The organism is Pseudarthrobacter sp. LMD1-1-1.1 (genome assembly GCF_040676255.1).
In the GTDB taxonomy this organism is placed as follows: domain Bacteria; phylum Actinomycetota; class Actinomycetes; order Actinomycetales; family Micrococcaceae; genus Arthrobacter.
Window position 1 is genome coordinate 1 of sequence record NZ_JBEGHP010000025.1, and the last position, 12,617, is coordinate 12,617.

The 12,617-nt window shown below is 65.3% G+C and carries 14 protein-coding genes, 1 tRNA gene, 1 other RNA gene and 1 pseudogene; 10 read left to right on the forward strand and 7 right to left on the reverse strand.

Annotated features, from left to right (window positions below; all coding sequences use genetic code 11):
- Positions 1–523 (reverse strand): annotated as a pseudogene (locus MRBLMD1_RS18515) (pyruvate dehydrogenase (acetyl-transferring), homodimeric type); the annotation flags it as partial.
- 426 nt (positions 524–949) lie between these two features.
- On the opposite strand from MRBLMD1_RS18515, the gene MRBLMD1_RS18520 reads away from it, so the two are divergent.
- The 5 genes from MRBLMD1_RS18520 to MRBLMD1_RS18540 all read left to right on the forward strand — a co-directional run bounded on the left by MRBLMD1_RS18520 (position 950) and on the right by MRBLMD1_RS18540 (position 3,353).
- Positions 950–1,369, forward strand: coding sequence for a DUF3052 domain-containing protein (locus MRBLMD1_RS18520; RefSeq protein WP_141160169.1), 420 nt, complete (start codon positions 950–952; stop codon positions 1,367–1,369).
- On the forward strand, positions 1,366–1,860 hold the full coding sequence (locus MRBLMD1_RS18525) for a peroxiredoxin (protein ID WP_364402371.1): 495 nt from the start codon (positions 1,366–1,368) through the stop codon (positions 1,858–1,860). Before MRBLMD1_RS18520 ends, MRBLMD1_RS18525 begins: the two co-directional genes overlap by 4 nt.
- A gap of 6 nt (positions 1,861–1,866) precedes the next feature.
- Entirely contained in the window at positions 1,867–2,787 is a 921-nt protein-coding gene (locus MRBLMD1_RS18530) for an NAD-dependent protein deacetylase (RefSeq protein ID WP_159631756.1), read from the forward strand.
- 97 nt (positions 2,788–2,884) lie between these two features.
- Positions 2,885–2,960 (forward strand) — tRNA-Val (locus MRBLMD1_RS18535).
- Positions 2,961–3,062: 102 nt separating this feature from the next.
- Positions 3,063–3,353, forward strand: a complete 291-nt coding sequence (locus MRBLMD1_RS18540) for a hypothetical protein (protein WP_364402374.1) — start codon at positions 3,063–3,065, stop codon at positions 3,351–3,353.
- Between the two features lie 163 nt (positions 3,354–3,516).
- Here the strand turns inward: MRBLMD1_RS18540 and MRBLMD1_RS18545 are convergent, their stop codons facing one another.
- On the reverse strand, positions 3,517–4,242 hold the full coding sequence (locus MRBLMD1_RS18545) for a FadR/GntR family transcriptional regulator (protein WP_159631758.1): 726 nt from the start codon (positions 4,240–4,242) through the stop codon (positions 3,517–3,519).
- A 232-nt stretch (positions 4,243–4,474) separates the two neighbouring features.
- Between MRBLMD1_RS18545 and gndA the strand changes: the two genes are divergently transcribed.
- Both gndA and MRBLMD1_RS18555 read left to right on the forward strand, forming a co-directional pair.
- The gene (gene gndA, locus MRBLMD1_RS18550) at positions 4,475–5,911 is read left to right on the forward strand and encodes an NADP-dependent phosphogluconate dehydrogenase (RefSeq protein ID WP_159631759.1); all 1,437 of its coding nucleotides are present in this window, start codon (positions 4,475–4,477) and stop codon (positions 5,909–5,911) included.
- Between the two features lie 135 nt (positions 5,912–6,046).
- The gene (locus tag MRBLMD1_RS18555; RefSeq protein ID WP_364402378.1) at positions 6,047–6,880 is read left to right on the forward strand and encodes an oxidoreductase; all 834 of its coding nucleotides are present in this window, start codon (positions 6,047–6,049) and stop codon (positions 6,878–6,880) included.
- Between the two features lie 32 nt (positions 6,881–6,912).
- Here MRBLMD1_RS18555 and epsC read toward each other — a convergent pair whose 3' ends face one another.
- The 3 genes from epsC to msrA form a co-directional block, all read right to left on the reverse strand.
- Positions 6,913–7,497 (reverse strand): serine O-acetyltransferase EpsC, encoded by a 585-nt coding sequence (gene epsC / locus MRBLMD1_RS18560; RefSeq protein WP_159631761.1) that lies wholly within the window; start codon positions 7,495–7,497, stop codon positions 6,913–6,915.
- Between the two features lie 39 nt (positions 7,498–7,536).
- Positions 7,537–8,472 carry a cysteine synthase A gene (gene cysK, locus MRBLMD1_RS18565; protein ID WP_159631762.1) on the reverse strand — a complete coding sequence of 312 codons (936 nt, stop codon included), beginning with the start codon at positions 8,470–8,472 and terminating at the stop codon, positions 7,537–7,539.
- A 65-nt stretch (positions 8,473–8,537) separates the two neighbouring features.
- A complete protein-coding gene (gene msrA / locus MRBLMD1_RS18570; RefSeq protein WP_224026381.1) occupies positions 8,538–9,062 on the reverse strand; it encodes a peptide-methionine (S)-S-oxide reductase MsrA in 525 nt (174 codons plus the stop codon).
- Between the two features lie 100 nt (positions 9,063–9,162).
- On the opposite strand from msrA, the gene MRBLMD1_RS18575 reads away from it, so the two are divergent.
- Both MRBLMD1_RS18575 and MRBLMD1_RS18580 read left to right on the forward strand, forming a co-directional pair.
- Positions 9,163–10,086, forward strand: coding sequence for a Nif3-like dinuclear metal center hexameric protein (locus MRBLMD1_RS18575; RefSeq protein WP_364402382.1), 924 nt, complete (start codon positions 9,163–9,165; stop codon positions 10,084–10,086).
- A gap of 61 nt (positions 10,087–10,147) precedes the next feature.
- Positions 10,148–10,885 carry a zinc ribbon domain-containing protein gene (locus tag MRBLMD1_RS18580; RefSeq protein ID WP_159631764.1) on the forward strand — a complete coding sequence of 246 codons (738 nt, stop codon included), beginning with the start codon at positions 10,148–10,150 and terminating at the stop codon, positions 10,883–10,885.
- A gap of 27 nt (positions 10,886–10,912) precedes the next feature.
- Here the strand turns inward: MRBLMD1_RS18580 and MRBLMD1_RS18585 are convergent, their stop codons facing one another.
- Positions 10,913–11,677, reverse strand: a complete 765-nt coding sequence (locus MRBLMD1_RS18585; RefSeq protein ID WP_224026379.1) for a YaaA family protein — start codon at positions 11,675–11,677, stop codon at positions 10,913–10,915.
- Between the two features lie 58 nt (positions 11,678–11,735).
- Here MRBLMD1_RS18585 and rnpB point away from each other — a divergent pair.
- An RNA gene (rnpB, locus tag MRBLMD1_RS18590) (RNase P RNA component class A) lies at positions 11,736–12,123 on the forward strand.
- Between the two features lie 144 nt (positions 12,124–12,267).
- Here rnpB and MRBLMD1_RS18595 read toward each other — a convergent pair.
- A complete protein-coding gene (locus MRBLMD1_RS18595) occupies positions 12,268–12,582 on the reverse strand; it encodes a hypothetical protein (protein WP_364402386.1) in 315 nt (104 codons plus the stop codon).
- Positions 12,583–12,617: the final 35 nt, after the last annotated feature.

Below are 12,617 nucleotides of genomic sequence, written 5' to 3' on the forward strand. Positions count from 1 at the left end.
CCAGGTCTTCCTCGGACAGGCGTCCTTCCATGAACGCCCGGGCGTACATGCCGGGGGAGGCGTGGCCCTGGAAGAAGACCTGGTCCCCGCCGCCGGGGTGGTCCTTGCCGCGGAAGAAGTGGTTGAACCCGACCTCGTACAGGGTCGCGGCCCCGGCGTAGGTGGAGATGTGTCCGCCGACCCCGATATCGGGCCGCTGCGCCCGGTGCACCATGACCGCGGCGTTCCACCGCATGTACGCCCGGTACCGGCGCTCGAACTCCTCGTTGCCCGGGAACGCAGCTTCCTGGTCCACCGGGATCGTGTTCACGTAATCGGTGGTGGTCACCATCGGCACACCCACGCTCTGCGCGCCGGCGCGCTGCAGCAGGCTCCGCATGATGTATTGGGCACGCTCGGTGCCCTGTTCCCTGATCAACGCGTCCAGGGACTCAACCCACTCGGCAGTCTCTTCCGGATCACGATCAGGCAGCTGGTTAGTCAACCCGCTGAGGATATGGGAGGTATCTTCTCCTGCAGCCACGTCCAACCTCTCTTTGCGCGCATGAATCGGCGCACTCAGGCCAGGCAGGGTGACTGCCCGGCGTATATACGCCGTGTGCGACGTATCGGTTACAACAGCCCGGTCATGTGTGCCGGGCAGCTTCCTAGCGCTCCTATGTCTGCACGGAGTCACAAGGTCGTCGTCCGCAGGCATAGTTGTCATCAGCCACTCTAGCCGTCACGGCAAGACGATGCGTAGCTGCGGTCCGGGTGCTGCAGTTGTATTTCGTTCGTCATACTGGTTGTGTGACGAAAAGCCCCTGTGCCGGGGCCGCTGTGGCCCGATGTGACGCAGAATATGCGCAGTCCAGGGGGCGGCAGCTTGAAGCGCGGGCACAAAGGGTGTTGGCTTGGGAGTAATGGAAATCACTATGCACACCGCATATATGAGGTATTGGAGGAACACGTGAGCGAGGCCGACGCCGCCACTTCGGTAAATGTGGCGGAAAAATTGGGTTTCAAAAATGGGGATCTGATTCAGGAGTTCGGTTACGACGACGATGTCGATTTCGACTTGCGTGACGATATTGAGGACCTCACCGGGTCCGAAATGCTTGACGAGGACGACCATGAGGTGGCGGACGCCGTCATCCTTTGGTGGCGCGACGGCGACGGGGACCTGGTGGACAGCCTGATGGATTCCCTCACCACCCTGAGCGAAAACGGCGTTGTCTGGGTGCTCACCCCCAAGTCGGGCCGGGACGGCTACGTTTCGCCGGCGGAAATCCAGGAGGCTGCTCCCACGGCGGGCCTGCATGTCACCACCTCAGCCGGGGTCTCAAAGGACTGGAGCGCCGTCCGCCTGGTCAGCAGGAAGAACAAGTGACGGCAGCGGTTGAGGCCGCGTCTGCAGCTGTTCCTTCGCTGGGCGCCGCAGCTCCCGATTTTGAGCTGGCCAACCAATACGGCGAGCCGGTGAAGCTCTCCTCTTTCCGGGGGCAAAACGTGGCGCTGGTCTTTTACCCCTTTGCGTTTTCGGGTATCTGTACCGGTGAACTTTGCGAAATCCGGGACAACCTGGGCATGTTCGAGTATTCGAATGCGGTTGTCCTGGCCGTGTCCGTGGACAGCAAGTTCAGCCTCCGGGCCTACGCGGCGCAGGAGGGCTACACCTTCGACCTTCTGGCTGATTTCTGGCCCCACGGCGCCGTGGCGAATGCCTACGGCGTGTTCGACGCCGGCAGCGGCATGGCGAAGCGGGCCACCTTCATCATTGATGGTGACAGGAGGGTCCGCTACAGCGTGGTGAACCCCCGCGGCCAGGCCCGCGACTTCAGCGAATACCGCGCCGCGCTGGCGGATCTTAAGCAGGCCTGAGGCAGCATGGCTGGGGAACGGCGGGGGACGGGCCTTACCGGCTTCGCCAGCATGCCGCCGGTAGCCCCGGCCCCGCCTTCCGGCAATGACCTCGACGTTCTGGCACGGATCCGGGACCTTCTCGCGGGCGCCCCCTTCGCCCTGCTGACGGGTGCCGGCCTCAGTACCGACTCCGGCATTCCGGATTACCGCGGTCCGGATTCGCCGCCCCGTTCGCCCATGACGTATCAGGAATTCGTCCGGGACGCGGCCAACCGGCAGCGGTACTGGGCCAGGAACCACATCGGCTGGTCCCACATGCGGCATGCAGACCCGAACCAGGGCCACTATTCCGCCGCGGCGCTGGAGCGGCGCGGATACCTCACCGGGCTGATAACCCAGAACGTCGACCGCCTGCACCAGGACGCCGGCAGCGCCAACGTGGTGGATCTCCACGGAAGGTATGACCAGGTGGTTTGCCTGGACTGCCGGCGCACATACTCCCGTCGCCTGCTGGCCGGTGTGTTTGAGGAACTCAACCCCGGCTTCCTGGAGCGGGCAGCGGCCGGCGGACTCGTGGAAATGGCCCCCGACGCTGACGCCACCGTGGAGGACCAGGCCCTCATCAGCAGCTTTGTGGTGGCGGTGTGTCCCGCCTGCGGCGGTACTCTGAAGCCGGATTTCGTCTACTTCGGCGAGAACGTGCCCAAGGACCGCGTGGAGCGCTCGTACGCAATGGTGGACCAGGCTGCGGCGCTGGTGGTTGCCGGGTCGTCGCTGACTGTCATGAGCGGCCTGCGGTTCGTCAGGCACGCCGCCAAGGAATCCAAGCCCGTCGTCATCATCAACCGGGGCGCCACCCGTGGCGATGACAAGGCAACCATCAAGCTGGAAACCGGTGTCAGCCAGGCACTGGATTACCTCGCCGCAGAACTTCCTTCGCTGTAGGCGGGACACTTCTTCCATGGATTCGCGTTTCCGGCCCACAGTCGGGTAGAGTCTATGTTCGTTGGTTACGGCGGAACGGCCGGAAACCACGCGATTTGGGTCTTTAGCTCAGCTGGTAGAGCGCCACGTTTACACCGTGGATGTCATCGGTTCGATCCCGGTAGGACCCACCAGCAAAACCCCGTTGCCCCCGCCTGATGGCGGAGGCAGCGGGGGTTTTTTTGTTGTGCCGCCCTCCCGGCGCCATTGTCAGTGCCTTGCCATAGCTTGCAGGAATGGAACACGTCATAGTGCACACAGACAGCGATGGAATGCCGACGGCGGTGCTGAGCCGGGGCAGGGAATGGGCTGTGGGTGCCGAGCCGGTGAGGTGGTTCGAGCGCGTCAACTGGTGGGAAACCAGCCGCCGGATGCCCAAAGGCAGCAGCGGTGTGGACGTCGAAGTCCTGCAGGTACAGGTCAGGCTGGGAAACAACTCCAGGTCGGCCCTGACCACTATGTATCTTCAGCGGGACGGGCCGGGCGGCGGCTGGCGGCTGAGGGAACCGGTGGCCGGCGCAGCGTAGGAGATCAGGCTCCGCGCCTTTGTCCGGGCATTGGAAAACCCTCCACCGCGACTATTGGGGGATGCCGCGGTGGAGGGCCTGGGATGAATATACCGTGAACTCCCGGAAACAAAAAGTCACATGTCGCGGGTATTACACGTTTCTTCCCGGTTCCCGCTGATGCTTACTGCCGAACAGGAATAAAGACCCGCGGCTGTTCCGTCCAAGTATCGGCCATTTGGGACATCGTGCGCCGCATGATCCGGTCCGAGGCCTCACGCGCGGACACAGCGTCGCCACGGGCGATCGCTTCCGCCACATCCTCATGCCACTGCAGGGCGGCCTGGTGCGGGTGGTCGGGCATCAGTCCGTGGACGGTGCGGCCTGTCAGGGTTTCCGCCACCTGGCCCATAAGGTTGGCGAACATCTCGTTTCCGGAGCCTGAGAGCAGGAGCGAATGGAAGCGGATGTCCAGTTCCAGGAACCGGGCCACCTCGCCGTTGTTGCCGGCCTCCCGCATGGCCCGGGCCACGTCCACGAGTTCCATCCGCAGCGCTGCCGGAGCGTTCTGCGCGGCCAGTTCGGCAGCCGCAGGCTCCACTGCTGCCCGCAGTTCGGCAAGGGAGCGCAGCTGGGCGCCGCGTGCATCGCTGGCCAGACGCCACCGGATGACCTGCGGATCAAAGGGATTCCACCGGCTGGCCGGCAGCACCCGGATACCCACCCGCTTGGTGGTTTCCACCAGGCCCAGGGACTGCAGGACCCGTACCGCTTCCCGGATCACGGACCGGGAAACCTTCAGTTCAACCTCAAGCTGCTCCGCGAGCATGACATGGCCGGCAGGAAGATCCCCCGAGATGATCCGCGTGCCCAGATTGTCGATGGCACGGTGGTGGAGGCTGCTGGTCATGAAGCTAAGCCTAGTTGTTGGCAGGCGTCCGGAGATCAGGCAAGCCAACGGCCCAGGACACTGCAAGGCAGCAGCCCTAGACTGGCACCGACACAAAGGGTTCCATGACGCGGACGTTACTTTCGCGTCACCGCCAGAATATATATGCTTTATTCCGACCCCCTGATCTGGCCCGGTGACTTCCCGCCCGCGGAAGCCGGCAGCCGAGGCCACCAATGAATTGGAGTTATTGATGTCTGCACACATCGGTGTCACCGGACTCGCCGTCATGGGCGCCAACCTCGCCCGGAACCTGGCCCGCAACGGCTTCACCGTTGCGCTGCACAACAGGTCCGTGGAGAAGACGGATGCGCTGCTGGAAAAGCACGGCTCGGAGGGTGACTTCGTCCGCACCGAGACCCTGCAGGAACTGGTGGACTCCCTGGAGAAGCCCCGCCGCGTCCTCATCATGGTCAAGGCCGGCAAGCCTGTCGACTCGGTCATCGAACAGCTGGAGCCGCTGCTGGAGCCGGGCGACATCATTATCGACGCCGGCAACTCCCACTACGAGGACACCCGCCGCCGGGAAGCGGCCTTGGCCAAGAAGGACCTGCACTTCGTGGGCGTCGGCGTGTCCGGCGGCGAGGAAGGTGCGCTGAACGGGCCGTCCATCATGCCCGGCGGTTCCAAAGAGTCCTACAAGGCACTTGGCCCGCTGCTGGAAAAGATCTCCGCAAAGGTCGACGGCGAGCCCTGCTGCGCCTGGATCGGCACCGACGGCGCCGGTCACTTCGTCAAAATGGTCCACAACGGCATCGAATACGCCGACATGCAGGTCATCGGCGAGGCTTTCGACCTGCTGCGCTCCGGCGCGGGCATCGAGCCGGCCGAGCAGGCAAAGATCTTCTCCGAGTGGAACCAGGGCGAGCTGTCCTCCTTCCTGATCGAGATCTCGGCCGAAGTGCTGGGCCACGTTGACGCCAAGACCGGCAAGCCGTTCGTGGACGTCGTCGTCGACGCCGCAGGCCAAAAGGGCACCGGCCGCTGGACTGTCATCTCCGCCCTGGAACTGGGCTCGCCGGTGTCGGGGATCGCTGAGTCGGTCTTTGCCCGTGCACTGTCCTCCCAGGCCGCGCAGCGCAAGCTGGGCCAGGAACTGCTGGCCGGCAACGAGGCCACAGTGGAGATCCCGGAGACGTTCGTCGAGGACGTCCGCCAGGCGCTCTACGCCTCCAAGCTGGTCTCCTACGCCCAGGGCCTGGACATGCTCACCTCCGCGGCCAAGGAATACGGCTGGGACCTGAAGCTGGACGAAATCGCGTCCCTGTGGCGCGCTGGTTGCATCATCCGCGCCGAGCTCCTCAAGGACATCACCAAGGCGTACGCCGCCGACGAGAAGCCGGCCAACCTGCTCTTCGCGCCGGCGTTCACCAAGGCCATCGCAGACGCCCTGCCGGCCTGGCGCCGCGTTGTTGCCACCGCCGTCCAGCTCGGCATTCCGGTGCCGGTGTTCTCGTCGTCCCTGGCGTACTACGACGGCCTGCGGCGCAAGCGCGTGGCTGCCGCCCTGATCCAGGGCCAGCGCGACCTGTTCGGCGCCCACACTTACGGCCGCGTCGACGCCGAGGGGACCTTCCACACCCTCTGGGGCGAAGACAAGTCCGAGGTCGAAGCGGTGGACACGCACTAGTCCGCACCGTTTCCGGCCCGGCGGCCGGCGCTACCCGATACTCTGGGGGCGCCGGCCGCTGGTGTTTCCTGCCGGAACGACCGTCGATCCGCGCTGCCTGCCCGTCCCGCCGCACCGTCCCAAGGAGTCCCGCCCATGAGCCAGCCTGTCGTTTTTGTCACCGGCGCGTCCACGGGAATCGGCTTTGAAGCCGCAAAAAAGCTCGCGGCCCACGGTTTCACCGTCTACGCCGGCGCCCGCCGGGTGGAGAAAATGGAACCGCTCAGGGCTGACGGCGTTCGGATCCTGCCGCTGGATGTGACAGACGAGGAGTCCATGGGTGCGGCCGTGGGGGAGGTTCTCGCAGCCCACGGCAGGATCGACGTGCTGGTCAACAACGCCGGGTACGGGTCCTACGGGTCGCTGGAGGAAGTGGAGCTGGCCGAAGGCCGGCGGCAGTTTGAGGTCAACCTTTTCGGGCTGGCCCGGATGACGCAGCTCGTCCTGCCGGCCATGCGCGCCGCCGGCAGGGGCCGGATCATCAATATCTCATCGATCGGCGGAAAGATGTACGAGCCGCTGGGCGCCTGGTACCACGCCACGAAGTTCGCGGTGGAGGGCCTCAGCGATTCGCTCCAGGTGGAGCTCAAGCCGCACGGAATCGACGTGGCCATTATCGAACCGGGCGGTACCCAGTCTGAATGGGGGGCCATCTCCTCCGAGGGCCTGTTGGCCAATTCAGGCACGGGACCTTATGCGGTGCAGGCCAAGGTCGTGGCAGCCGCGCTGGCCTCCACCGACGGCTCGGCAATGTCCTCGCGCCCGGAGGTTATTGCGGAGGCGATTGTCCATGCCGCCACCTCGCCGCGGCCCAAGACCCGGTATCCGGTGGGTAAGGGCGCGCGGGCCATCCTGCTGCTGCGCCGGCTGCTCCCGGACCGTGCCTTCGATGCCGTTCTGTGGGCCATCTACAGGCGTTTCCCCGGTTAGCAACGCAGCGGGCCGGCCCCGAACTGCGTCCGCTAGATCCGGTACTCGATGTCGTATTCGGCCGGATCCACCGCGGGCTTGGTCTCCCGCTGGGCATCCCGGTGCCGCCACTTGGCGGGAACTCCGGTGATGATGGACTCCGGCGGCGCGTCCTTGACCACCACGGCGTTGGCTCCCACGGCACTGTCCCGGCCAATGGTGATGGGCCCCAGGATCTTGGCGCCCGCACCGATGGTCACGCGGTCGCCAATCGTGGGGTGCCGCTTGATCCTGGCCAGCGAACGGCCGCCCAGCGTCACACCGTGATAGATCATCACGTCCTCGCCGATCTCGGCAGTCTCGCCGATCACCACCCCCATGCCGTGGTCGATGAAGAAGCGGCGGCCAATGGTGGCGCCTGGATGGATCTCGATCCCGGTCCAGGACCTGCCCAGCTGCGACAGGAGCCGGGCCGGGAAACGCAGCTCCGGCTTCTGCCACATGCGGTGGGTCAGCCGGTGGATCCAGATGGCATGCAGCCCGGAATAGGCGAAAAAGTTCTCAAAAGAACCTCGAGCCGCCGGGTCGTGGGACCGGGCGGCGTCGAGGTCTTCCTTTAGTCTTGCGAAAAAGCCCACAAAGTTCTTTCTACAGGAATCGGGCGGAGAGCGGACTGATCAGCCGCGGATGTCGTCATAGAGCACGGTGGAGATGTAACGCTCACCGAAGTCGCACACCACGGCCACGATCAGCTTGCCGGCGTTTTCCGGCCGCTTGGCCAGTTCCAGGGCAGCCCAGACGATGGCTCCGGAGGAGATGCCGCCAAGGATGCCCTCCTTGATGCCCAGGTCGCGGGCGACGCGGACCGAATCTTCGAGGGTGGCGTCGATGACCTCATCGTAGACATTGGTGTCCAGCAGTTCCGGGATGAAGTTGGCGCCCAGGCCCTGGATCTTGTGCGGGCCGGGGGCGCCGCCGTTCAGGATGGGGGAGTCCTTGGGTTCCACGGCCACGATCTGCACGCCGGGCTTGCGCTCCTTCAGGACCTGTCCGACGCCGGTGATGGTTCCGCCGGTGCCGATGCCTGCCACGAAGATGTCAACGGCGCCGTCGGTGTCGGCCCAGACCTCTTCTGCCGTGGTCTTGCGGTGGATCTCCGGGTTGGCTTCGTTGGCGAACTGCTGTGCCCAGATGGAGTTCTCGGTGTTGGCCACGATTTCCTGGGCCTTCTCCACGGCGCCGCGCATACCCTCTGATCCCGGAGTCAGCACAATCTCGGCGCCGAAGGCACGCAGCATGACCCGGCGCTCTGTGGACATGGTCTCGGGCATGGTGAGGATGACCTTGTACCCGCGTGCGGCACCCACCATGGCCAGGGCAATGCCCGTGTTGCCGGAGGTGCCTTCAACGATGGTGCCGCCGGGCTTCAGGGCGCCCGACTTTTCCGCGGCGTCGATGATGGCGACACCGATGCGGTCCTTGACGCTGTTGGCCGGGTTGTAGAACTCCAGCTTCACGGCAACGGTGGCGTCCAGCCCTTCGCTGAGCCGGTTCAACCGAACCAGCGGGGTCCCGCCGACCAGCTGCGTTACATCGTCATAGATCCGTGCCATGTACATACGCCTATCTCTAAGGGGTGGATACTGAGGTCAGCCTAACGAGGCCGCGTAACGCCGGGCTAAGCGTTAAGCCATGCAGAGTAATATTTCCTGGCCTTGGCCAGCTTGGGGTTGATGATCACCTGGCAGTACCCCTGTTCCGGGTGCTTTGCGTAGTAATCCTGGTGGAATTCCTCCGCCACATGGAACCGCGGCAGCCGGCTGACCTCGGTAACGATGGGGTGGGACCACAGGGCCTGGTTGCGGTCGATGGCTTCCTCGAACAGGATCTTTTCCTCGTCGGTTTCGTAGAACATCGAGGAGCGGTACTGCGTGCCCACGTCGTATCCCTGGCGGTTCAGCGTGGTGGGATCATGCAGGGCGAAGAACATGTCCAGGACCACCTCCGCCGGGATGATGTCCTCATCGAAGGTCACCGCCACAACTTCGGCGTGCCCGGTGGTCCCGCTGCAGACCGAGTAGTAGTCCGGGTGGGGGTCGTGCCCGCCGGTGTAGCCGGATACAACGGAGGTGACGCCCCTGGTCTTCTGGTAGACGGCGTCAAGGCACCAGAAGCACCCTCCGCCAAGAACAAAAGTTTTCATGACCTCTTCAATGGTTGACAGCGCCGGAAGATTCCCCGGGCACCCCGGCACAGCGCCGCAAACTGCGGCGGCGGGAAGCCCATGGGGTAAAACTAAGACTATGGAACCTGTGGACACCGACGTTACCGGCCAGGCAGATTACGACGGCGAGGCCTCCTCCGACACGCCGCCCGCGGCCGGTTCCGCGGACGCCCCGACTTTGGCTGAGCTGCTGCTTGCGGTTGAGGAGCTGTGGCCGGAATCCCTGGCGGAGACCTGGGATGAGGTAGGGCTCGTCGCGGGCCACCCGTCCGCCCCCGTCAAAAAGGTGATGTTCGCGGTCGATCCCACCCTGGAAGTCATTGAGGAAGCGGTTGAGTGGGGAGCGGAGCTGCTCATCACCCACCACCCCCTGCTGTTGAAGGGCGTCACGTCCGTGGCAGCCACGTCGGCAAAGGGGCGGGCGGTGCACCGGCTTATTGAGTCGGGGACGGCACTGCTGACCGTGCACACCAACGGCGACTCCGCCGTCGGAGGTGTCTCCGATGTCCTGGCTGACGCCCTGGGACTCCAGGACGTCGCCCCGTTGACCGTGGCGGCCAACGGGCTGCCGGAGGAAGGCATCGGGCGCGTGGGCGACCTCGCGGATGCCATGAGCCTGGGCGACTTCGCCGCCCGCGTATTCGGGATCCTTCCCTCCGTGGCCGGGGGAGTGCGTGTTTCCGGCGATAAGGACGGGCTGGTTCGGCGCATCGCGGTGTGCGGCGGTGCCGGCGATTCGTTGTTCAACGAAGTGCGGGCCAGCAATGCCGACGTCTACGTCACCGCCGACCTTCGCCACCACCCGGCGTCGGAGGCGCGCGAGGCCGCCCTCAATGGACGGCCGTACCTGGTGGACGTGTCGCACTTTGCCAGCGAATGGCTGTGGCTGCCTGCCGCCGCCGCGGCCCTGGGCAACGTCCTGTCCGACCAGGGCCATGACGTTGAGATCCTGGTCAGCACCACCAACAGCGATCCGTGGGACTTCATCCTCACTCCCGGCTAGAGTCTAGGAAGCGCCGGTTCGGTGCCCGGCCCCGGCCGGAAGGGATCTAGCGGAGGTAAACGTGGCCAAGGCAGCACCGGCGGAACAGTTGAAGTTGCTCGAACTGCAGGGGCTTGATGCCCGGCTGAAGGGCCTCGCCAACCGCCGCCGCACGCTGGAAAACGATCCCCGGATTAAGGACCTCGAGGCCGCCCTGTCCGTCGCCAACGGTGAACTGGGCGCAGCCAAGGTGGCCGTGCACGACGCCGAGGCCGCGCTGAAGCGGGCAGAGGCCGACGTCGAACAGGTTGCCTCGCGCATCGAACGCGACGAAGCCAGGCTCAACAGCGGCACCGGCCTGTCCAAGGACCTGGTGGCACTTCAAAAGGACATCGCGTCGCTGAACAAGCGGCGCTCGGACCTTGAAGACGTGGAACTGGAAGTCATGGAGCGGCTCGACTCGCTGCGGGAGCGGCAGGCAGCCCAGCAGCAGATCGTCGATGACATCCAGGGGTCCTTTGGAACCATCAGGGCCGAGCTCGATGCGGCCCTGGCCGAAGTGGAAACGGAAGCGGCGGGCCTGCGTGCCCAGCGCGGCGAATTTGCCCAAGGCCTGGACGCGGGCCTGGTGGCGGTCTACGAGAAGACGCTGGCCAAGCGGGGAGTGGGTGCGGCCAGGCTCTTCCACGGAACGTCGGAAGCCTCGGGCATGAAGCTCAGCCCCGGCGACCTCGCCGAGATCAAGGCAGCTGCTGCCGACGACATCGTTTTCTGCCCGGACTCCGGCGCCATCCTGGTCCGTTCGGACGAGTGGTCCTAAGCAGCCCACAGGCACCCTGCCGGGCGGTCAGCCCGGCAGGATGATGTTCAGGGCGTGCGGCTTGCGTGCGGTCCCGGGCACCAGTTCGGCGTCCCACTGTTCGCGGGCAGCTCTCAGGAGGTCCGACGGCGTGGCCGGGGCTTTGCCGCGGCGCACCAGCAGGTGCCGCGCAAGTTCGCCGCGCGTGTGCTTGGCGAAGTGGCTCACTACCTTGCGGACTCCTGCACTCTCGGTGAAGACATTCACGGAGACGGTCTGTTCCGCCGGGGGCGCCCACGCCGCTGCGTACGTGCTGGACCGGCAGTCCACCACAAGGTGTCCCTGGGCTGCTGCGCCCAGGGTGTCGGCAAGCTGCGCCTTCCAGAAGGGAGCCAGCCGGCCGACGTCGGGCAAGGACGTGCCCATGGACAACCGGTAGGCAGGAACGCTGTCGCCAAAGCGCAGGGCCCCCCACAGCGCCGAGATCACCAGGACGGACTCATCGGCCTTCCGGCGCTGAACCGGCGTCAGCGTCCGGTAGCCCAGGGCGTCATACAGGACGCCCGAATAAATGCTGTGCGCCGGCGCCGCCGGTTCGGCATGCAGTCGCGTATTGCGTTCGACGTCGTCCCGCAGGGATGCTCCGACGCCCAGCAGGGCGAGGGCATCCTGATGGGCGCTGACTGTTCCCAGCGCCTCAAGGACCTTGGCGCGGTACGGGTTGAGCTCCGGGAAGCCCAGGGCGGTCCAGTCGACGGCGGGGCCGCGGAGCGCGGGTGTCTTGCCTTCGGAAGGGGGAAGCAGAATCAGCACCGTCCGATCCTACCGGCGGCAAAAGGCGGCCGGCGGCGCCGGTAGACTGGGACCCGGATGGGACAGCCAGACGGCCGCGCGCCACGCAAGTGGCTCGAGGAACGTCCGGGCTCCGCAGGGCAGGGTGGTGGGTAACGCCCACTCGGGGTAACCCGCAGGCCAGTGCCACAGAAAACAGACCGCCTGCATTTCCGGCTCCGGCCGGGGAGGGCAGGTAAGGGTGAAACGGTGGTGTAAGAGACCACCAGCTTCCCGGGTGACCGGGAAGGCTAGGTAAACCCCACCCGGAGCAAGGCCAGACAGGACACGTTCGAGGGCTGCCCGCCCGAGTGTCCGGGTAGGCCGCTGGAGGGTGCCGGCAACGGTACTCGTAGATGGATGGCCGTCGCTCCCTTTCCGGTAACGGCAGGGGAGAACAGAACCCGGCGTATCGGCTGTCCCATCCTTTCAACAGGCCAGAATCCTCATGCAGACGGGGATTTTGGCCCTGTTTCCCGGGGATTATGCAAGCGGTGCTTGTCGCGGTAAATCGCGGTTCGATCCTGCTTAGATGGGATGTCTTGCCCATAATTTGCCCATAGGTTCATCCCTCAAAACTGTACGTACCGACCGTGCCACTCACCCTCGGCAGGGCGGCGCACGTCAGTCGCTGGGACCCAGCAGGTGCAGTGAGCGAAGACGTCATCGGTCCATTCCAAGCTGACCCAGTCTTGGGTGTAGTGGGTCGCGTAGCCGTGGACCTCGACCCCGCCACCGGCCTTCAGGGGGACTTGCGCGATGACCTTGGGCTCTCCGCCGTAGACGAACCTCCTGACGATCCCAGGGGCCAGCTCCGGGCGCAGATCCGCGTGCTCGTACTCGGCGCCGTCCTGCACGAACTTGGTCTGATCCTCGAAAAGTCCCACGACACCCACTTAACCACCAAGAAGGCCCCGCACCA